This is a genomic window from Gordonia alkanivorans, from assembly GCF_004011905.1.
Lineage (GTDB): Bacteria > Actinomycetota > Actinomycetes > Mycobacteriales > Mycobacteriaceae > Gordonia > Gordonia alkanivorans.
The window spans coordinates 3,003,554-3,022,266 of record NZ_CP027114.1 but is presented as its reverse complement, the minus strand read 5'-3'; the positions used below and the strand labels follow the sequence as shown (position 1 = coordinate 3,022,266).

Annotated in this window: 16 protein-coding genes; 3 read left to right on the top strand and 13 right to left on the bottom strand. The window is 67.5% G+C overall.

Features of this window, described 5'->3' with window-relative positions; translation table 11 throughout:
- Nucleotides 1-2: 2 nt before the first annotated feature.
- The 6 genes from C5O27_RS13715 to thyX form a co-directional block, all read right to left on the bottom strand.
- The gene (locus C5O27_RS13715; RefSeq protein ID WP_127962940.1) at nucleotides 3-998 is read right to left on the bottom strand and encodes a TerC family protein; all 996 of its coding nucleotides are present in this window, start codon (nucleotides 996-998) and stop codon (nucleotides 3-5) included.
- A gap of 223 nt (nucleotides 999-1,221) precedes the next feature.
- The gene (locus C5O27_RS13710; protein WP_244216510.1) at nucleotides 1,222-4,230 is read right to left on the bottom strand and encodes a DNA translocase FtsK; all 3,009 of its coding nucleotides are present in this window, start codon (nucleotides 4,228-4,230) and stop codon (nucleotides 1,222-1,224) included.
- Between the two features lie 97 nt (nucleotides 4,231-4,327).
- Nucleotides 4,328-4,960, bottom strand: a complete 633-nt coding sequence (locus C5O27_RS13700; protein ID WP_035754172.1) for a TIGR03085 family metal-binding protein — start codon at nucleotides 4,958-4,960, stop codon at nucleotides 4,328-4,330.
- Between the two features lie 20 nt (nucleotides 4,961-4,980).
- The gene (locus C5O27_RS13695) at nucleotides 4,981-6,975 is read right to left on the bottom strand and encodes a ribonuclease J (RefSeq protein ID WP_127962937.1); all 1,995 of its coding nucleotides are present in this window, start codon (nucleotides 6,973-6,975) and stop codon (nucleotides 4,981-4,983) included.
- Nucleotides 6,975-7,880 carry a 4-hydroxy-tetrahydrodipicolinate synthase gene (gene dapA, locus C5O27_RS13690; RefSeq protein WP_005197420.1) on the bottom strand — a complete coding sequence of 302 codons (906 nt, stop codon included), beginning with the start codon at nucleotides 7,878-7,880 and terminating at the stop codon, nucleotides 6,975-6,977. The genes C5O27_RS13695 and dapA overlap by 1 nt, the downstream gene beginning before the upstream one ends.
- A 38-nt stretch (nucleotides 7,881-7,918) precedes the next feature.
- Nucleotides 7,919-8,671, bottom strand: a complete 753-nt coding sequence (thyX, locus tag C5O27_RS13685; protein WP_006359542.1) for an FAD-dependent thymidylate synthase — start codon at nucleotides 8,669-8,671, stop codon at nucleotides 7,919-7,921.
- 104 nt (nucleotides 8,672-8,775) lie between these two features.
- Between thyX and C5O27_RS13680 the strand changes: the two genes are divergently transcribed.
- Nucleotides 8,776-10,440, top strand: coding sequence for an alkaline phosphatase D family protein (locus C5O27_RS13680; protein ID WP_127962936.1), 1,665 nt, complete (start codon nucleotides 8,776-8,778; stop codon nucleotides 10,438-10,440).
- Here C5O27_RS13680 and C5O27_RS13675 read toward each other — a convergent pair.
- From C5O27_RS13675 to C5O27_RS13660, 4 genes are all read right to left on the bottom strand, one after another.
- Nucleotides 10,437-11,204, bottom strand: coding sequence for an HAD-IIB family hydrolase (locus C5O27_RS13675; protein ID WP_127962935.1), 768 nt, complete (start codon nucleotides 11,202-11,204; stop codon nucleotides 10,437-10,439). The two genes, C5O27_RS13680 and C5O27_RS13675, sit on opposite strands and share 4 nt — an antisense overlap.
- Nucleotides 11,205-11,265: 61 nt before the next feature.
- The gene (locus C5O27_RS13670) at nucleotides 11,266-12,492 is read right to left on the bottom strand and encodes a winged helix-turn-helix domain-containing protein (protein ID WP_127962934.1); all 1,227 of its coding nucleotides are present in this window, start codon (nucleotides 12,490-12,492) and stop codon (nucleotides 11,266-11,268) included.
- On the bottom strand, nucleotides 12,492-12,998 hold the full coding sequence (locus tag C5O27_RS13665) for a dihydrofolate reductase (protein WP_127962933.1): 507 nt from the start codon (nucleotides 12,996-12,998) through the stop codon (nucleotides 12,492-12,494). Before C5O27_RS13665 ends, C5O27_RS13670 begins: the two co-directional genes overlap by 1 nt.
- Nucleotides 12,995-13,828, bottom strand: coding sequence for a thymidylate synthase (locus tag C5O27_RS13660; RefSeq protein WP_127962932.1), 834 nt, complete (start codon nucleotides 13,826-13,828; stop codon nucleotides 12,995-12,997). The genes C5O27_RS13665 and C5O27_RS13660 overlap by 4 nt, the downstream gene beginning before the upstream one ends.
- Before the next feature lie 81 nt (nucleotides 13,829-13,909).
- On the opposite strand from C5O27_RS13660, the gene C5O27_RS13655 reads away from it, so the two are divergent.
- Nucleotides 13,910-14,287: an HNH endonuclease gene (locus tag C5O27_RS13655; protein ID WP_187346503.1), complete on the top strand. Its 378-nt coding sequence runs from the start codon at nucleotides 13,910-13,912 to the stop codon at nucleotides 14,285-14,287.
- Nucleotides 14,288-14,375: 88 nt separating this feature from the next.
- A complete protein-coding gene (locus C5O27_RS13650) occupies nucleotides 14,376-14,825 on the top strand; it encodes a nitroreductase family deazaflavin-dependent oxidoreductase (RefSeq protein ID WP_006359549.1) in 450 nt (149 codons plus the stop codon).
- A gap of 24 nt (nucleotides 14,826-14,849) precedes the next feature.
- Here C5O27_RS13650 and C5O27_RS13645 read toward each other — a convergent pair whose 3' ends face one another.
- From C5O27_RS13645 to C5O27_RS13635, 3 genes are all read right to left on the bottom strand, one after another.
- Nucleotides 14,850-15,719 carry a potassium channel family protein gene (locus tag C5O27_RS13645; RefSeq protein WP_006359550.1) on the bottom strand — a complete coding sequence of 290 codons (870 nt, stop codon included), beginning with the start codon at nucleotides 15,717-15,719 and terminating at the stop codon, nucleotides 14,850-14,852.
- Between the two features lies 1 nt (nucleotide 15,720).
- Nucleotides 15,721-17,037, bottom strand: coding sequence for a Na+/H+ antiporter NhaA (nhaA, locus tag C5O27_RS13640; protein ID WP_006359551.1), 1,317 nt, complete (start codon nucleotides 17,035-17,037; stop codon nucleotides 15,721-15,723).
- A gap of 179 nt (nucleotides 17,038-17,216) precedes the next feature.
- Nucleotides 17,217-18,641: an HNH endonuclease gene (locus C5O27_RS13635; RefSeq protein ID WP_127962931.1), complete on the bottom strand. Its 1,425-nt coding sequence runs from the start codon at nucleotides 18,639-18,641 to the stop codon at nucleotides 17,217-17,219.
- Between the last annotated feature and the right edge of the window lie 72 nt (nucleotides 18,642-18,713).

Genomic DNA, 18,713 nt, shown 5'->3' with positions numbered 1-18,713 from the left:
CGTCAGGTCTCCGCCTGATCCTTGTCAGCCCCTGACCTGCTCTTCACCAGACTCGCGACGGTGGTGACGACGAGGACACCCAGGATCACCGACAGCGACAGCGGCGTCGAGATCTCCGGGACGCTCACGTGCTCGCCACCGTTGACGAAGGACAGCGTGTTCTCGTGCAGGGCGTGCAGGACCAGTTTGGTGCCGATGAACGCCAGGATGATCGACAGGCCGATCGAGAGGTACACGAGCCGGTCGAGCAGTCCGCCGAGCAGGAAGTACAGCTGGCGCAGGCCCATCAGCGCGAAGGCGTTGGCGGTGAACACCAGGTACGGCTCGGAGGTCAGGCCGTAGATCGCCGGGATCGAGTCGAGGGCGAACAGCAAGTCGGTGAAGCCGATGACGATGAGCACCATCAGCATCGGCGTCGCGAGCCGCTTGCCGTTGACGCGGGTGAAGAGCTTGTCGCGGTCGTAGGAGTCATGCGTGCGCAGGAACCGCTTGACGAAGCGTTCGAGCCGGGTCTCCCGCTGCTCCTCGTGTTCGACGGGGTCGTCGCTCTCGCGGAGCAGCTTGACCGCGGTGAAGATCAGGAAGGCCCCGAACAGGTAGAACACCCAGCTGTAGGCGTTGATGGCGGCCGCACCGACGGCGATGAAGACGGCGCGCATGCCGAGCGCCATCACGATGCCGAGCAGCAGCACCTTCTGTTGGTACTCCGGCGGCACCGCGAACTTCGCCATGATGATGACGAAGACGAACAGGTTGTCCACCGAGAGCGCCTTCTCGGTGACGTACCCGGCGAAGTACTCGCCGCCGAACGTTCCGCCCCATTTCCACCAGACGAAGGCACCGAAGGCAATGGCGAGCGAGATGTAGACCGCCGACCAGGTTCCCGACTCCTTGAGTGACGGCGCATGGGGCACGCGCACGTGTGAGAAGAAGTCGAACACGAACAATCCGAGGATCACCGCAACGGTGATCAGCCATAGGGATAAGGAAACGTCCACTGTAGTCCTCCAGCAGGCAGCATCAGCTGACGAGCCAGAGGTCTCTCCCACCCGGGAATCGGGGGCCGACGCTCCGGGTCACCGAGGCGGTGATGATCGGCATCACCGCGGATCGGCACCGTACTGACGGAGACGCCGCGTCGGGGATACTCCCCTCATGGATCTGGCGGCCAGCCTACCGGATACCGGTAGGCGGCCGCGGAAATCCCTGTTCAGACGCTCCTCAGCCCTCGGCCGACTCGTCGTCCCCGCCGCCGGTGATGGAGGCGATGACCCCGGCGAGGTCGTCGGGCTTCACGAGCACCTCGCGCGCCTTGGAGCCCTCACTCGGTCCGACGACGCCGCGGGTTTCCATGAGATCCATCAGACGGCCGGCCTTGGCGAAGCCGACGCGTAGCTTGCGCTGCAGCATCGACGTCGAACCGAACTGGCTGGAGACGACGAGTTCGATCGCCTGCAGCAGGTCGTCGAGGTCGTTGCCGATGTCGCTGTCGATGTCCTTCTTCTCGCCGGCCTTGGCCGCGGTGACGCCCTCGGTGTACTCGGGCTCGGCCTGCTCCTTGGCGAAGTCGACGACGGCCGCGATCTCCTCGTCGGAGATGTAGGCGCCCTGCATGCGGATGGGCTTGTTGGCGCCCATCGGCAGGAACAGTCCGTCGCCCATGCCGATGAGTTTCTCGGCGCCGGGCTGGTCGAGGATGACTCGCGAGTCGGTCAGCGACGACGTGGCGAAGGCGAGGCGAGACGGCACGTTGGTCTTGATCAGACCGGTGACCACGTCGACCGACGGACGCTGGGTCGCGAGCACCAGGTGGATGCCGGCCGCGCGCGCCTTCTGGGTGATGCGCACGATCGCCTCTTCGACGTCGCGCGGTGCGGTCATCATCAGGTCGGCCAGCTCGTCGACGATCGCGAGGATGTACGGGTACGGCTTGTACACCCGCTCGCTGCCGAGCGGGGTGGTGATCTCGCCGGAACGCACCTTCGTGTTGAAGTCGTCGATGTGGCGAACCCGCGAGGCCTTCATGTCCTGGTAGCGCTGTTCCATCTCCTCCACCAGCCACGCGAGGGCGGCGGCAGCCTTCTTGGGCTGCGTGATGATGGGGGTGATCAGGTGTGGGATGCCCTCGTACGGGGTGAGCTCCACCATCTTCGGGTCGATGAGGATCATCCGGACCTGCTCGGGGGTGGCACGGCTGAGCAGCGACACCAGCATCGAGTTGACGAAGCTCGACTTACCCGAGCCGGTCGAACCGGCGACGAGCAGGTGCGGCATCTTCGCCAGGTTCGCGCTGACGAAGTCACCCTCGATGTCCTTGCCGAGACCGATGACGAGCGGATGCTTGTCCTTGCGGGTCGACGGCGCGCTGAGGACGTCGGCCAGGCGAACCATCTCGCGGTCGGCGTTGGGCACCTCGATACCGACCGCGGACTTGCCCGGGATCGGCGCGAGCAGACGGACGTTGTCGGTCGCCGCGGCGTAGGCGATGTTGCGCTGGAGCGCGGTGATCTTCTCGACCTTCACGCCCGGTCCGAGCTCGACCTCGTAACGGGTGACCGTCGGTCCGCGGGTGTAGCCGGTGACGGCCGCGTCGATCTTGAACTGTTCGAGCACGCCGGTCATCCGGTCGATCATCTCGTCGTTGGCGCTGGTGCCGGCCTTCGGCGGATCGCCCTCGAGCAGCAGGTGCGGGGGCGGCAGGATGTAGTCACCCTCGGCTGCCGGTTCCGAGGGTGCGAACGCCTCGTCGTCGAGCTCTGGTTCCGGCTCCGGTGCGGGTGCCGGCTTGGGCGCCGGACGCGCGGCCGGCGTCGTACGACGCGCAGTGGCCGGGCGGGCCGGTGGCTCGATGACCTCGGTCATCTGCTCGTCGGCGGCGTTGTCGCCGAACGGCTCGGTGTAGGCGTCGGCGAAGTTCTCGGTGACCGCTTCCTCGATCGGCTCCTCGGCGACCTTGGCCGGCTTGCGGCGCGATCGGCTCACCGGCCGCGACGGGGTCTCGTCGGGCGGGTAGTTGTCGTACGGGTTCGACGAGTACGAGCGACATGTCGCGCGGGAGCCGAAGGCGTCATCGTCGGCGTCGTCCGCCGCGGGATCGCCGAAGTCGGGCTCCTCGTAGTTCTCCGCGTCCTCGTCCCAGTCGAGGTCGCTCTCCCACGGCGCGTCGTCGGCACCGGGCACACCCAGTCCGAGATATCCGGCGGCGGCGTCGACGACCTCACGCACCGTGCGTCCACTGAGGATCAGGACGCCGAAGGCCATGCACAGCAACAGGATCGGGACGGACACCCAGGCGGTGACGCCCGTGGTGAGCGGCGTGCCGATGGCGAAACCGACGAAACCCGCCGCCGACGATCGGCCCGGCAGATCCAGCGGTGCACCGGCGATGAGATGCATGATGCCCAGCAGCGGCAGCACGACGAGGGACCCGCCGCCGAGATAGCGGCCACGTCGTTCGGGTGCCGCGGGGCGTCGCATCAGCATGATCGCGACCACGACGAGCGCCACCGGCACCACGACCGCCGCCGAGCCGACGATCGCGCGGATCAGCGCCTCGATGAATGCGCCGACGGGTCCGGCGGCCCCGAACCAGACACTGGCCGCGAACAACAGACCCAGCGCGAGCAGTCCCAGAGCAACACCGTCGCGGCGATGACTGTGTCCCTGACCGCGCGGAGCCGGTCCACGCGGACCGGGCGCACCATCGGCGTCGATCTCGTCGTCGTAGTCGGCGTCGACGGCATTCAGCTCGAGATCATCGTCGTCGAACGGTCGCGACTCGGTCCGCGGCCCACGGCCGACGCCCGAACCCACGCGAGCCGCGCTGCCGACACCGCGGGCGAACAGCGACCAGCCTGCGCCGATCCCCTTCCCGACCGCGGAGGCGCCGGCGGCGGCCACCGAACGGCGGTGCAGATCGACCGATTCGGCCGACGCGGAGGTGTTCCGGCGACGCGGTGTCGCGGTGGCGGACTGCCGGCTGCGGGACCCGGTGCTCGTGGATCGGCTCGACGTGCGCGAGGACCCGGACTTGCCCGCACCGGACCGTGCGGAACCGGCACGGGTCGACGACTTGCTCGCCCCGCGGCTGTTCGCAGTGCTCTTGCCTGACCGGCTCGCGCCGGAACGTGCCGCCGACCCGGTCGACCGTCCGGTGCTCGTGCCACCCGACCGTGTGCCGGATGCCTTCGACGCGGACGTGCGCGTACCCGTGCTTGCCTTCGAAGCCATACCGACAGACTAGTCGGCTCTGTTCACTTCAGTCACACGGGCAACACTGATAACGGCGACGTGTCGAAGTTGTTACCCGCCCGCATCGGGACACGCCCTACAGGCCGTGAGAACTGTCACGAACCGCGGCGATCGCGCTCGGATCGCCGTCGAAGGTGACTGCGACGGGGGCGCGTCCGAACGCGAACAGGACGAGTTCGCCGATCGATCCCGTGACCACGACTTCTTTCCCGGAGCCGACGGTGACGAGGTCCTCGCCGGCGGTCGTGCGCAGGGTGACGCGCGCGGGGATCTTCTTGAGGGTCATCTTCGCCATCGACGTGGCCGGACCGCGCAGCTCGGCCTCGAGTTCGGGCGACAGCATTCGCGGCGTCCAGCGCCCCGCCGGGTCCGCTCCCCCACGCAGCACGTCCTCGTGGTGGACGAACATCTCGGCGAGATTGGCGAACCGGTCGACGAGTTTGAACGGTGAGTAGACCGGCGGCCCGGATGCGAGTTCGTCGAGTAGTTCGTCGAAGTCCCGCCGGGCGGCCTTGGTCCTCACCTTCTCGGTGTAGCCGGCGAAGGCCGGGATCAGGATGCCCGGCCCGGTGTCGGGGCGTCGTTCGCGGACGACGAGATGAGCCAACAGATCGCGGGTGGTCCAACCTTCACAGAGGGTGGGCGCGTCCGGGCCCACTTTCTTCATGGTCTCGACGAGAGCCGCTCGTTCCTCCTGTGCACCGGTCACCCAGCCCACAGTAGCGAGAACTAGTCGGCGCCCACGGCGAGCACCGTCGGCACGATCATCGGCCGGCGACGGTAGACGTCGGAGACCCAGCGGCCCACGGCGCGCCGGATTCCCTGCGCGATGCGATGCGCGTCGTTGACGCCCTCGGCAGCCAGCGAGTCGAGGACCTGGTTGACCAGGTCGGCGGCCGACTTGAGCGCGTCCGGGTCGTCGGAGAAGCCTCTGCCGGAGACCTCCGGCGAGCTGACCGCGCGACCCGTCGTGGCATCGATGGCGACGGTGATCGCGATGAAGCCGCCCTCGCCGAGCACGAGACGCTCGGACAGGGTCGACTCGCCGACGTCGCCGACGGACAGTCCGTCGACGTAGACGTGTCCGACCGGGACGCGGCCGACGATGTCGGCGCGGCCGTCGACGAGGTCGACCACCACACCGTCCTCGGCCAGCACGACGCGGTCCTCCGGCACGCCGGTCGCGACCGCGAGTGCGGCGTTCGCGCGCAGATGACGCCATTCGCCGTGCACCGGCATCACGTTCGACGGGCGCACCGCGTTGTACAGGTAGAGCAACTCGCCGGCCGAGGCGTGGCCGGACACGTGCACCTTCGCGCTCTGCTGCGTGATCACGGTGGCACCGCGCTTGGCCAGACCGTTGACCACGGCGAAGACCGAGTTCTCGTTGCCCGGGATCAGCGACGACGCCAGCACGACGAGGTCGTCGGCGCGGATGTTGATCTGGCGGTGCTCGCCGCGCGCCATCCGCGACAGCGCCGACAACGGCTCGCCCTGCGAACCGGTGGAGATCAGCACGATGCGGTGGTCGGGAAGCGTCGCGGCGGTGTCGAGGTCGACGACGACACCGTCCGGCACCGACAGGTAGTTCAGGTCCTGCGCGATCTGCATGTTGCGCACCATCGACCGGCCGACGAAGCAGACGCGCCGATTGTGGGTGTGCGCGACGTCGATGATCTGCTGGATGCGGTGCACGTGGCTGGCGAAGGACGCGACGATGACACGCTGCCTGGCCTTGCCGATGACCTGGTCGAGCACGCCGCCGATCTCGCGTTCGGGGGTGACGAAGCCGGGGACCTCGGCATTGGTCGAGTCGACGAGGAACAGGTCCACGCCCTCGTCGCCGAGGCGGCTGAAGCCGGCGAGGTCGGTGAGCCGACCGTCGAGGGGCAGCTGGTCGAGCTTGATGTCTCCGGTGTGCAGCGCGAGACCCGCGGGGGTGCGGATCGCGACCGCGAGGGCGTCTGGGATCGAGTGGTTGACGGCGAAGTACTCGCACTCGAACGGGCCGTGGTCGGTCCGCTCCCCCTCGGTGACCTCGACGAGCTGGGGCCGCAGGCGGTGTTCCCGGCACTTGGCCTCGACGAGGGCGAGCGTGAATTTCGAGCCGACGACGGGGATGTCGCTGCGCAGCCGCAGCAGGAACGGGATCGCGCCGATGTGGTCCTCGTGGCCGTGGGTGAGGATCACCGCGTCGACGTCGTCCATGCGGTCTTCGATGTAGCGGAAGTCCGGCAGGATCAGGTCGACGCCGGGCTGCTGGTCCTCGGGGAACAGCACACCGCAGTCGACGATCAGCAGACGTCCGTCGTACTCGAAGACGGTCATGTTGCGGCCGATCTCGCCGATACCGCCGAGCGCGACGATCCGCAGTCCACCCTTGGGCAGGCGGCGCGGGGTGCCGAGGCGATCGACCGGCGCCGGGGTCGCCTGCTCGTTGCGGCGACCGCGAGAGTCGCCGCCGCGTTCGTGCCGGCCGCGCCGGCCACCGGACGACGAACCGGACTTCTGCTTGGCGGAATGCCTGGGTGCGGTCTCGGCCTTCGCGGGGGCCTGGCGAGCCGGGCCCGCGTCGGGCGCGGTGGTGGCCGGAACCGTGTCGACCGGGACCGCTTCCACCGGCGGCGTACTCGGCGGTCCGGCCTTACGGGAGGCGGCACGGCGTCGGGGGCGCGTGGTCCGTGCTTCGGGACCGTTGGTGTCAGTGCCGGTGTTGTCGGACATCAGGCGAGAACACCTGCCGCACGTAGATCCACGATCAGCTCCTCGATCTGAGGCCCGGAGGCCGGCACCTGGGGCAGGCGCGGATCGCCCACCTCGAGTCCGAGAATGCGCAGCGCCGCCTTCACCATCGTGACACCTCCGAGGCGTCCCATGGCGTTGACGAGCGGAAGCATCGACGTGTTGAGGGTCCGCGCCGTGGCGAGATCCCCCTTCTCCACCGCGATCTGCATCTCGCGCAGGCGATCCGGAACGAGGTGCCCGATCACGCTGACGAAACCGGTGGCACCGATCGACAGCCACGGCAGGTTGAGTGCGTCCTCGCCCGACAGGTATTCGAGCTTGGTGGTGGCGATGAGGCCGGCGGCCGAGTGCAGGTCGCCCTTGGCGTCCTTGACGCCGCGGATGTTCGGGTGTTCGGCCAGCGCCAGCATCGTCTCGTTGGCGATGGGCACGACCGAGCGCGGCGGGATGTCGTAGAGCAGCACGGGAAGTGCGGTGGCGTCGGCGACGGTCCGGAAGTGCGCGAGGAGGCCGGCCTGGGGAGGCTTGGAGTAGTACGGGGTCACCACGAGCAGACCGTGGGCGCCGATCTTCTCCGATTCGATGGCGAACCGCACGCTCTCGGCGGTGTCGTAGCTACCGGCACCCTGGGTGATCCGGGCGCGGTCGCCCACGGCGTCCAGCACGACGCGCAGCAGGTCGAGCTTCTCGGGCACGGTGGTGGTCGGCGATTCGCCGGTGGTGCCCGACACGACAAGCCCGTCGCAACCCTTCGACACGAGGTGGTCGGCCAGGACGGCGGCCTTGTCCAGATCGAGACTTCCGTCGGGACGGAAGGGGGTCACCATCGCCACCACGTTCGTCCCGAAGGGATGCTCGTGCAGCGGTTCCTGGACTGCGTTCATGGTGCTAAAGGCTACCGCCTCCGTATCCGTGACGGGTCTCACCCTTCCAGCACGAACGGTGAGGTCGCGACCTCGGTGCCGTCGGCGAGCGTGCCGATCTCGAAATCGCCGAAAACCGTGGGCGCCACCTGCATCAACTGCCTCAAACATTCGACGGCGAGCTGCCGGATCTCGACGTCGGCGTGCTCGGTGGCGCGCATGCCGACGAAGTGCCGCCACGCCCGGTAGTTGCCGGTCACGACGATCTTGGTCTCGGTGGCGTTCGGCAGCACCGATCGTGCCGCCTGACGTGCCTGCTTGCGGCGCAGGATCGCGTTCGGCACGTCGGCGAACTTCGCCTCCAGCGCATCGAGGAGTTCGGTGTAGGCCTCGCGACTCGCGTCGGTGGCGGCGGTGAAGAGCTCCTCGAGGTGCTCGTCGCCGACGATCGCCGGCGGCGCCACGACGTTGGAGTCGTGTTCGGGCACGAACCGCTGCGACAGCTGCGAATAGGAGAAGTGCCGGTGGCGGATCAGCTCGTGGGTGCACGAGCGCGAGATGCCGGAGATGTAGAAGGTCACCGAGGCGTGCTCGAGCAGCGACAGGTGCCCGACCTCGAGGATGTGTCGGAGGTAGCCGGCGTTGGTGGCGGTACGCGGGTTGGGCTTGTCCCAGCTCTGGTAGCAGGCGCGGCCCGCGAACTCGACGAGCGCCTCGCCGCCCTCGGCATCCGTGCTCCACGGCACGTCCTCGGGCGGGGTGAACTGGGTCATGGCGACCATCTGCACCTTCAGTGGCACCAACTCGGACACGCAGTCCCCTCCGTTCGACGTTTGTGTGCCCCGATTGTCCCCCACCGCTCCACGGGGCGTGGATTCGGCCTGAAGTCGCGGTCCACGGTGGGTAAGGTCCCTATGTGTCCACTCGGCATGAGTCCACCCGACGGACTTTCCTGCGAACCGGTGCGGTCGTCACCGGCGCCGCCCTCACCTTGCCCGCCGTCGCCGAATCCGGCTCGGCGCAAGCCGCCCCGCGAAACGTCTTCGCTCACGGCGTGGCCTCCGGCGACCCGCTGCCCGACGCGGTCATCCTGTGGACCCGCATCACCCAGTCCCCCGCATCGACACCGGGTTCCGGTGTGGGACAACCATGTTCGGTCCGCTGGGAGATCGCTCGGGACGCGGGTTTCGGTGCGATCGTCGGTTCCGGGGTCGAGCAGACGTCGGCCGAGAAGGACTTCACCGTCAAGGTCGACGCCACCGGGCTGAGTCCGCGGACGACCTACCACTACCGGTTCACCGTGACGTCCGGACCGGCCGCCGGGGCCGCCTCGCCGGTCGGCCACACCCGCACCGCTCCCGCGACCGGGGCCGACGTCGCGCGGGTCCGCTTCGGCGTCGTGTCCTGCGCCAACTGGGAGGCCGGGTACTTCTCGGCCTACCGGCATCTGAACAACCAGCCGGACCTCGACGCCGTGGTGCACCTGGGCGATTACTACTACGAGTACCAAACCGGCCGGTACACCGGGAAGACCGGCGCGGTCCGCATCCACGACCCGCGCCACGAGATCCGCACACTGCGCGACTACCGAACCCGCCACGGGCAGTACAAGACCGATCCCGACCTCACCGCACTGCACCGGTCGACGCCGTTCATCTGCATCTGGGACGACCACGAGTCGTCGAACGACAGCTGGCGGGACGGCGCGGAGAACCATCAGCCCGGCGAGGGCTCGTGGATCGTGCGCCGCAGCGCGGCCCTGCGCGCCTACTCCGAGTGGATGCCGATCCGACCGGGCGTCGACCCGCAGGGCCGACATCTGTACCGCCGACTCAGGTTCGGAAAGCTGCTCGAGCTGTCGATGCTGGATCTGCGTTCCTACCGCGACCTCCAGGTCGACGCGGTGTCGTCACGCATCGACGATCCCGCCCGCACGATGATGGGCCGCGCCCAGATGTCGTGGCTGACCAACGGACTCGCGTCGTCGGAGACCCGGTGGCGGATCGTCGGCAACCCGGTGATGATCACGCCGGTGCTGATCCCGCCGCTCGACCCGCAGACCACCGGCGCGGTCACCGAGCTGCTCGGCGTTCCGCGGGAAGGCATCCCCTACAACGCCGATCAGTGGGACGGCTACGCCGCCGACCGCCGGCGTCTGCTCGACTCGATCACGAGCAACGGCGTCGACAACGTCGTGTTCATCACCGGCGACATCCACTCGTCGTGGGCCTGTGACATCCCCGTCGACGTCGCGAACTATCCCGGCGCCGGAACCATCGCGACAGAACTGGTCGGGACATCGGTGACGTCGACCAACATCGACGAGATGTTCAACGTGCCGGAGAACACCGCCGGTCCGACGATCGCGGCCGCGTTCGGGGCCGCCAATCACCACATCCGCTACTGCGAGTTGGACTCGCATGGATACTCGGTGCTGACCGTCACGCCGTCCGCCACCCAGATGGACTGGTATTTCCTCAACGACAAGACCAACCCGCGTTCGGGGCAGTATTACGCCAAGTCCTTCCGGGTGCGCAGCGGAACGCAGCGGGTCCAGCCGGTCGGGCGACCCGCGGTCTAGCTCTGATCCAGGATCGCCGACAGCTTGGCGTGGGTGTCGGGCCAGCCGTGCACGGCGATCGAGGTGATGCCGAGTGCCTTGACCGGGTAGTCGTTGCCACCCTCGTCGAGGCGGTCGCCGAAGAACAGGATGTCGGAAGTGGTCAGGCCGAGGATGTCCATCAGCTTGAGCGCGCCGTACGCCTTGTCGATGCCCTTCTTGGTGACGTCGACCGACGTCGAACCGCCACTGCGGACCTCGAGGTCGGGCAGACGTTCGGCAGCGTAGGCGCGCAGCGACTCCTTCTTCGCGCCATCCGGGTCCCAGGCGGCCTTGGCGTCGACCGGGGCCTTCTGCCCGAGCGCACTGAAGGTGATCTGGCTGCCGCGGTCCTCCAGGATCTCGCCCCAGGTCTCGCTCTCCCAGATGCCGAGCGCCTTGGCACCGGTCTCGAGGACGTCGAGCGTGCGCTTCTTCTCATCGTCGGTCAGGTACTCGGCGTAGACGGTCTCCCACTCGCTGCCCGCCCAACGGACGTACTGGGTGCCGCAGGTGGGCATCAGATGGAGGTTGCCGACGGAGTCGAAGGTGCCGAGGCGCGCGAGGACCTGCTTCTCGAACTGGGTGAAGTTGCCGCCGGAGATGATGCACCCGAGGCTCACGTCGAGCATCCGATGGAGCAGGTCCACCATCTGGTCATCGAGCGGGCTCTTCGAGGGGGCAAGTGTGTCGTCGAGGTCGAACATCACCAAGCGGTAGTCGTTGCCTTCATACGACACGGTCATCGTCGCTACTCTCCTTCTGGTCCCCGGATGTTTGTTCCGCTGGTTCGCGTTCTCCCGGTGCTCAGCATCCCATCACGACTCGGAGATCGCGCGCGAGGTCACCCTTCGTGCCGACCGACACGTCGTCGAGGTCGAGCCACCGCGCGAAAGTCCGCAGGTCGGCGGCCAATCGTTCGGCGACGGTGCCGCGATCGTGCCCGGACTCACAGAAGGCACCGAGTACCAACAGGGTTCGGGACCTGCGGTCGGCCTTGAGGTCGACGCGTGCGGCGATGTCGGTGCCCAGCAGATAGGGCAGCACGTAATAACCGTGGATGCGTTTGTGCTCGGGGACGTAGATCTCGATGCGGTAGTGGAAGTCGAAGAGGCGCTCGGCTCGCGGCCGGAAGAACACGAGCGGGTCGAACGGCGAGAGGATCGCCGAGGTGTCGATGCGTCGCGGCATCGGCGCACCGTCGGCGAGATAGGCGGGGTCGCGCCATCCGTCCACCGAGACCTCGTGCAGCACACCCGAATCCACCAGGCCGGCAACGGCCGGCCGGGCGTCGGCAGGTTTGATGCGGTAGTAGTCGGCGAGGTCGGCGACGGTCGCGACGCCGAGTGAACGCGCGGCCCGGGCGAGAAGATCCCGGTGTGCCTGCGCGCGATCCGGACGCTGCGCGGCGATGTCGGCGCCCACGACCCGTTCGGTGAGGTCGTAGTGGCGCATGAAGTTGCCGTTCCGCACCGCCGACAGGTCGCCTGCGGCAAACATCGCCTCGCACAGGTGCTTGACCTCGCCGCGCTGCCACCAGCTCCCCGCCGTGCCCGGCTCGCGTTCGATGCCGAGCTTCTCCTCGATGGTCCGCGGCATCGCGGCACCGGTCTCCTCGATCACGCTGCGGACGTCCGCGGCGAGACTTTTGTTGCGGCGCATGACCTCACGCGTGTGTCGGTACCGCCCGTCGGCGAATTCGTCCATGCGCCAACGGAACAGCGGCCAGTCCTCGACCGGGATGAGTGCGGCCTCGTGAGCCCAGTACTCGACGAGGAGCCGTCGGCCCCTCGTCGGCTGCCACGCGGCGCGATGGAGGAGGTCGGGGTCATAGGGACCGAGCCGGCTGTACAGCGGCATGAAGTGCGCCCGCGCGACGATGTTGACCGAGTCCATCTGGAGCAGACCCGTCCGGCCGACGACGCGCTTGAGGTGAGCCATGGTCGGGGTGCCCGACGGTGCGCGATCGGCGAAACCCTGTGCCGCCAGCGCGGTTCGACGCGCCTGAGCCGGAGACAGCCGTTCCGGCGCCATCAGCGGGTGTAGTCGATGAAGCGGTAGGGCGTACCGGTGGTCGAGGTCCGCCACTCCCCCTTGTCGGCCACCGTCCATTCCGGCCCGATCTCCGGCGCGAACGCGTCGGCTCCGGGGACGTCGACGTCGATCTCGGTGAGGCAGAGTTCGGTCGCGAACTGCATTGCCGCCCGATAGATCTCGCCACCGCCGATGACACCGACGGTGTCGCCGTCGGCGAGAGCCAACGCCTCCTCGACGGATCGGGCCACCACCGCACCGTCGGCGGACCAGTCCGGATTGCGTGTCACCACGATGTTGGTGCGGCCCGGCAACGGCCGGAACTTCGGTGGCAGGGAATCCCACGTCTTGCGGCCCATGACGACCGGGTTGCCGAGGGTCTTCTCCTTGAACCGGGCCATGTCCTCGGGGACGCGCCAGGGGATGGTGTTGTCCCGTCCGATCGCGGCCCCTTCACCGGTGACCTCGCGGCCCTGCGCCCAGACGAGCCGGACTCGGCGGGTCACACCGCCACCGGCGCCTTGATCCCGGGATGCGACTGGTAGCCGACGATCTCGATGTCGTCGTACTCGTAGTCGAAGATCGAATCCCGCTTGCGTAGCTCGAGTTTCGGATACGGGTAGGATTCGCGCGAGAGCTGCAGGTTCACCTGGTCGAGGTGGTTGTCGTAGATGTGGCAGTCGCCGCCGGTCCACACGAACTCGCCGACCTCGAGGCCCGCCTGCTGCGCCATCATGTGGGTCAGCAGCGCGTACGACGCGATGTTGAACGGCACGCCGAGGAACAGGTCGGCCGAGCGCTGGTAGAGCTGGCAGGAGAGCTTGCCGTCGGCGACGTAGAACTGGAAGAACGCGTGGCAGGGCGGCAGCGCCATCTGCGGGATCTCCCCCACGTTCCACGCCGACACGATGTTGCGTCGTGAATCCGGATTGGTCTTGAGCATCTCGAGAGCTGCGGAGATCTGGTCGATCTGCTCCCCTGACGGAGTCGGCCAGCTGCGCCACTGGACGCCGTACACCGGTCCGAGCTCACCGTTCGTGTCGGCCCACTCGTCCCAGATCGTCACGCCGCGCTCCTGGAGCCAGCGGACGTTGGAGTCGCCGCGCAGAAACCAGAGGAGCTCGTAGATGATCGACTTGAGGTGCACCTTCTTGGTGGTGATCAGCGGAAAGCCCTCGGCGAGGTCGTAGCGCAGCTGATGCCCGAAGAGACTTCTTGTGCCCGTGCCGGTGCGGTCCGCCTTCGGGGTGCCCGTCTCGAGCACGAGGCGCAGCAGGTCCTCGTAAGGAGTGGGGATCGTCCCGGTCGATGAGATGTCGCGGATGGCCGTACTCACGGGTGTCAGTCTAGGCAAAGCCCCCGACACGTCGCCGCCCGCACGACACGCGGCAACCACCTGCTGTGACTGCAGTGACGCATGTGGCGTCGGGGGTATCCTCCTCCCGTGGCCACTCGCAGCACCACCCGCGCCAACCGCTATGCCAAGCGGCGTCGCAAGCGCGTCGCCTCCCGCGACAACGACCTCACCGACACCCAGTGGCTCGCACTCCAGGAGGCCTGGGGTGGGTGCGCGTACTGCGGCGCGGACGGCGTCGCCCTCCAGCGCGACTGCATGCTGGCGATCTCGCGGGGCGGCCGCTACACCGTGACCAACGTCGTCCCGTGCTGCGGTTCGTGCAATGCCAGCAAGTGCAATTCCGAGGTCACCTCCTGGATGCGCCGCAAGAAGCTCGACGAGAAGGCGTTCCTGGTGCGGCAGTACGAGGTGAGCAGGCTCCTCGCCGACGTCGAGTAGTGCGGAGCCCGATCTGGCAGGTCCGAAGTGTTCCGCGGAACACTCGGGAGGCGCACACTGAGACCATCTGGCGAAGGAGAGTTCGACGATGAGTTTCGAGACCTCGGCGGGTACGCGCGGCGGCCGGGTGCCGAAGGGCCCCTTCATGCGCATCGTGAACAAGGTCGTCGCGCCGATGATCCGCCGCAAGGGACAGTTCGGCGGGATGAATGCGCTCGTGCTGACGACCGTCGGCCGCAAGAGCGGTCAGGAGCGGGCCACCCCGCTCGCCTGGTTCCCGGGCCCCGACGGCAGCTGGCTGATCGTGGCGTCGGCGAACGGAGCCGTGAACAACCCCGGTTGGTACCACAATTTGAAAGCGAACCCCGAGAAGGCCCGGATCGAGGTGGGCGGCAAGACCGTCGAGGTCCGCGCCCAGCAGCTCCACGGCGACGAACGCGCCCAGGCCTGGAATCAGATCAGCAAGAACGAGCGGTTCGCCGGGTATCAGGAGAAGACCGATCGAGAACTGCCGATCATCAAGCTGACCCCCAGGTAGGTGTTCCGCGGAACATTGCCGCGGTCAACGGTCCTCGGGCCTGTCGACCATCGACAGCCGTGTTCCCGGAGTCAACAGGTCATCCACCACCTCGACGACATGTGGTGTCCGAGTCGCGATTCCCATGAGGCGCCCCGCGGTCGCCGCGGAGACGACGACGGTGTCGGCACCCGATCGGCGCAGCAGCGACACGTTCTGCGCGTCGCGGACCACACCCGCGATGTTGGCCCCGGGACTGAGCTGGCGGGCGGTAAGGGTGATCAGGACGGCTGTCGCGTCGCTGTGAACAGCGATGAGGATGGCACGGGCCGCGCCGGCCTCGGCCAGCTTGAGGACCTCACTCCGTGTGGCGTCTCCACGAACAGCCACCAGGTTGAGCGATTCCGCGGCGTCGAGCGCATTCGGGTCGCTGTCGACCACCACGAGACTCGCGGTGTCCACGCCGGCGTCGATGAGCGCGCGGGCCGCACTTCGACCTTTGGTGCCGAAGCCGACGATCACGTGATGGTCGCGCAGGTTGTGCCGCCACCGTTGAATCCGCCACGCCCGACGAGACCGTTCGGTCAGCACCTCGAGAGTCGTCCCGATCAGCACCACCAGGAACAGGACGCGCAGCGGCGTGACCACGAGAACGTTGACGACTCGAGCTCCCGGGGTCATGGGAGCGATGTCGCCGTAACCTGTGGTCGAGAGCGACACGGTGACGTAGTACAGACAGTCCAGGAGTGTGAGTGGAGCATCCAGTGCGTGGCTGTAGGCATCCCGGTCGACGTAGACCACCGCCGTCGCGATCGAGATGACGCCGACGGCGATGGCGACGCGTATACCGATCGCACGTACTGGATTCTGTGCGCGTTCGGGAACGTTGATCACGCCGAGTCCGGTCTGCTGCATGTCACTGCTCTCGCTGGTAGACGTCGGGTATTCCGTCGTGGTCGTCGTCACGCGACTCTTCGCGAGCGACTGCGCGGTAGTGACGATTTCGTAGGCGAAGGAGAACCGCGGCCGCCGACGCGGAGATGAGGGAGCCGGCCAGGACCCCGATCTTCACCAGCTCGTCGCGTTCGGTGCCCGATTCGTAGGCGAGGTCACCGATGAGTAGCGACACCGTGAATCCGATTCCGGCCAGCATCGCGACGCCGACCACGTCGATCCACCGCACGTCGGCGTCGAGCGATGCGCGGGTGAAGGTGGCCAGCAGGGCGCTGGTGCCGACGATCCCCACCACCTTGCCGATGACGAGCCCGAAGACGATGCCGAGCGCGATGGGATCGCCGAGGGCGTCGCGGAGACCGTCGAGCCCGCCGATGGCGACGCCTGCGGCGAAGAAGGCGAACACCGGGACCGCGAAACCTGCTGAGAGGGGCCTGATCCGGTGCTCGAACTGTTCGGCGAGACCTGGCTTGGCCGAGTCGTCGGATATCCGGTGCAGGACCGGGACGGTGAACCCGAGCAACACCCCCGCGACGGTTGCGTGCACTCCTGACTCGTGGACGAACGCCCATGTCAGCACCGCGAGCGGAAGCAGGATCCACCAGGCGCGTATCCCCCGCTGTACACAGATCGCGAACGCCGCGAGTGGCAGGAGCGCGAGCGCCAGAGCCGAGCCGTTGATCGTGTCGCTGTAGAACACCGCGATGACGGTGATCGCGAGCAGGTCGTCGACCACTGCCAGGGTCAGGAGGAAGGTACGCAGCGCCGCGGGCAGATGTGTGGAGATCACCGCCAGCACCGCGACCGCGAAGGCGATGTCGGTGGCCGTCGGGATGGCCCACCCCTGTACTGCGCCGTCGCCGGCTCGTGCGGTGAATGCGACGAAGATGACGGCCGGTACCGCCATGCCCCCGATGGCGGCGACCACCGGCAGCGCGGCCCGGGCGGGGTCACGCAGGTCGCCGGCGACGAATTCTCGCTTCAACTCCAGGCCGACGATGAAGAAGAAGATCGCGAGGAGGCCGTCGGCCGCCCAGGTGGCGAGGGTGAGGTCGAGGTGCAGGCCGAGGGCGTCGGTACCGACTCGAACATCGGCGAGATCGAAGTACGCCGCCGACCATGGGGAGTTCGCCCACGCCAACGCCGCCACGGTGGCAACGAGGAGGAGCATCCCGCCGACGGTTTCCTTGCGGAGGATGTCGGTGATGCGGGAGGTCTCCGGCCAGGAGCCTCGCGCGAACAGGCGTGGTTTCGGTTCAGGGTGCTGAAGTGAGTGCATGGTCGTCCTCAGTGGTGCGGCAACGTACGCGTCGCCGCCGACCGCGGATCACGACCAACGACAAACACGCAGCCGACCAGACTTCCCGGCACTCCGGGAGAGAGCTTAACAGCGCACCGGACAATCGGCGTCACGAGCGTTCCGCGGAACGCTCTGCACCCTGGGCGGGCCGGCCGGAATCAAGCAGCCGCAGGATTGGCCGTCGCCTGGCGCTCCTTCCATTCCCACACCGCGTAGATCACCTCGGTGGCGTACCCGAGATCGAGCTTCCCGCCACCGATCGGCACCGTCGCACCCGCGGCAATCCGTCCGTCCGGTCGCCATTGTCCGGACGCGCCTGTCGGTGGACTCGCCCGAATCACCGAACCATCGGACATATGGAACGAAAACCGTTGCTGCCCAAGTCCCTTGATCGCAAACTCGCCCCGATGCAATGCTCGATGACACGAGCCGCACAACAGAATCAGGTTGTCCAACTCGGTCTCCCCACCGGCCGACCAGAACACCACATGATGCGCATGCAGATGCCGCGTCCGCCCACATCCCGGCGTCTGACAACACCGATCCCGCAGGAACAACGCCCGAATCATCGCCTTGGACGGAGCCCGCTGCTTGCGCCCCAACCCCAACAACGCCCGCTTCCCCGGACTCCCCGCCACCCGGCGGGACAACGCTTCCCGCAACGACGCACCACACGTCGCTTCCTCGACCTCGGCCTCCGAGAGCGCCGGACCGTCATCCAGGTGCGCATGCTCCGCCCCATCTCCGACATGGATCAAGATCTCGGCCCCGGGAGCGAGGTCGGGCATCGCGATTCCCTCATGCACCGCATCGGCCATCGCCACCACCGCCGCAGCAATATTTGACGGTACGTTTCGCCACAGATCCCGACGATTCGCCGGCTTCACCTCCGAATCCGTCTCCCCGGATTCGGTTTCCAGTTCGCCGGGAGTGTTCCGCGGAACACTCGGCAGGTCCGGATCGCCCATCGTGCGGGTGCGTTCATACTCCGCCCGCACCGTCCCCGCCAGAAACCGCGCCCCATCAAGAGGCGTCAGTGTCATCGACACCGACAACGATCCATCCGCATTCCACTTCCACCGAGCCGACGACTCCGCCGGCGGCGTCAACTCCCCACCATCGCTGTAGCCCCGGTCGATCTGCCGCATCGCCCGCACCGCCTTCTCCAGCTGCGACGCCGTGCACGACAACGCCAGATTCACCAACTCCGGCTCCCGCATCGGCGTGGCCACCCGCGTCAACGCTCGCACCTTGGAATACGTCAGCCGACCTTCGCTGAAGTGCTGCCGGATCAGCGGGAGCTCGCGCAATGCCTTCGCGACCCGCACCTGTTCGTGCGCCGTCCGCGGCGCAATCCCCGCCTTCCAGGAAAGCCAGTGCGCCAGTGAGTGAATCCCCGGCCCCCGCCACGACTCCCGCTCATCCAACTCCGCCACCAAATCAAGAAAATCTGCCGTCAACGCTGTGATCTGTGCGGCGTAACCGAGCACCCGAACCTCGAGCACCTCGTCCGACAACGACTTCGGATCCGCGCCATCGAACATCGACGACACACCCTCGGCACGTAACGCGGTAACAGACATCCCGACCCCCCAGCCAGTTCGAACAGGTATACGAACAAGCTATCGCCGGGCACCGACAATTCTGCAGGTCAC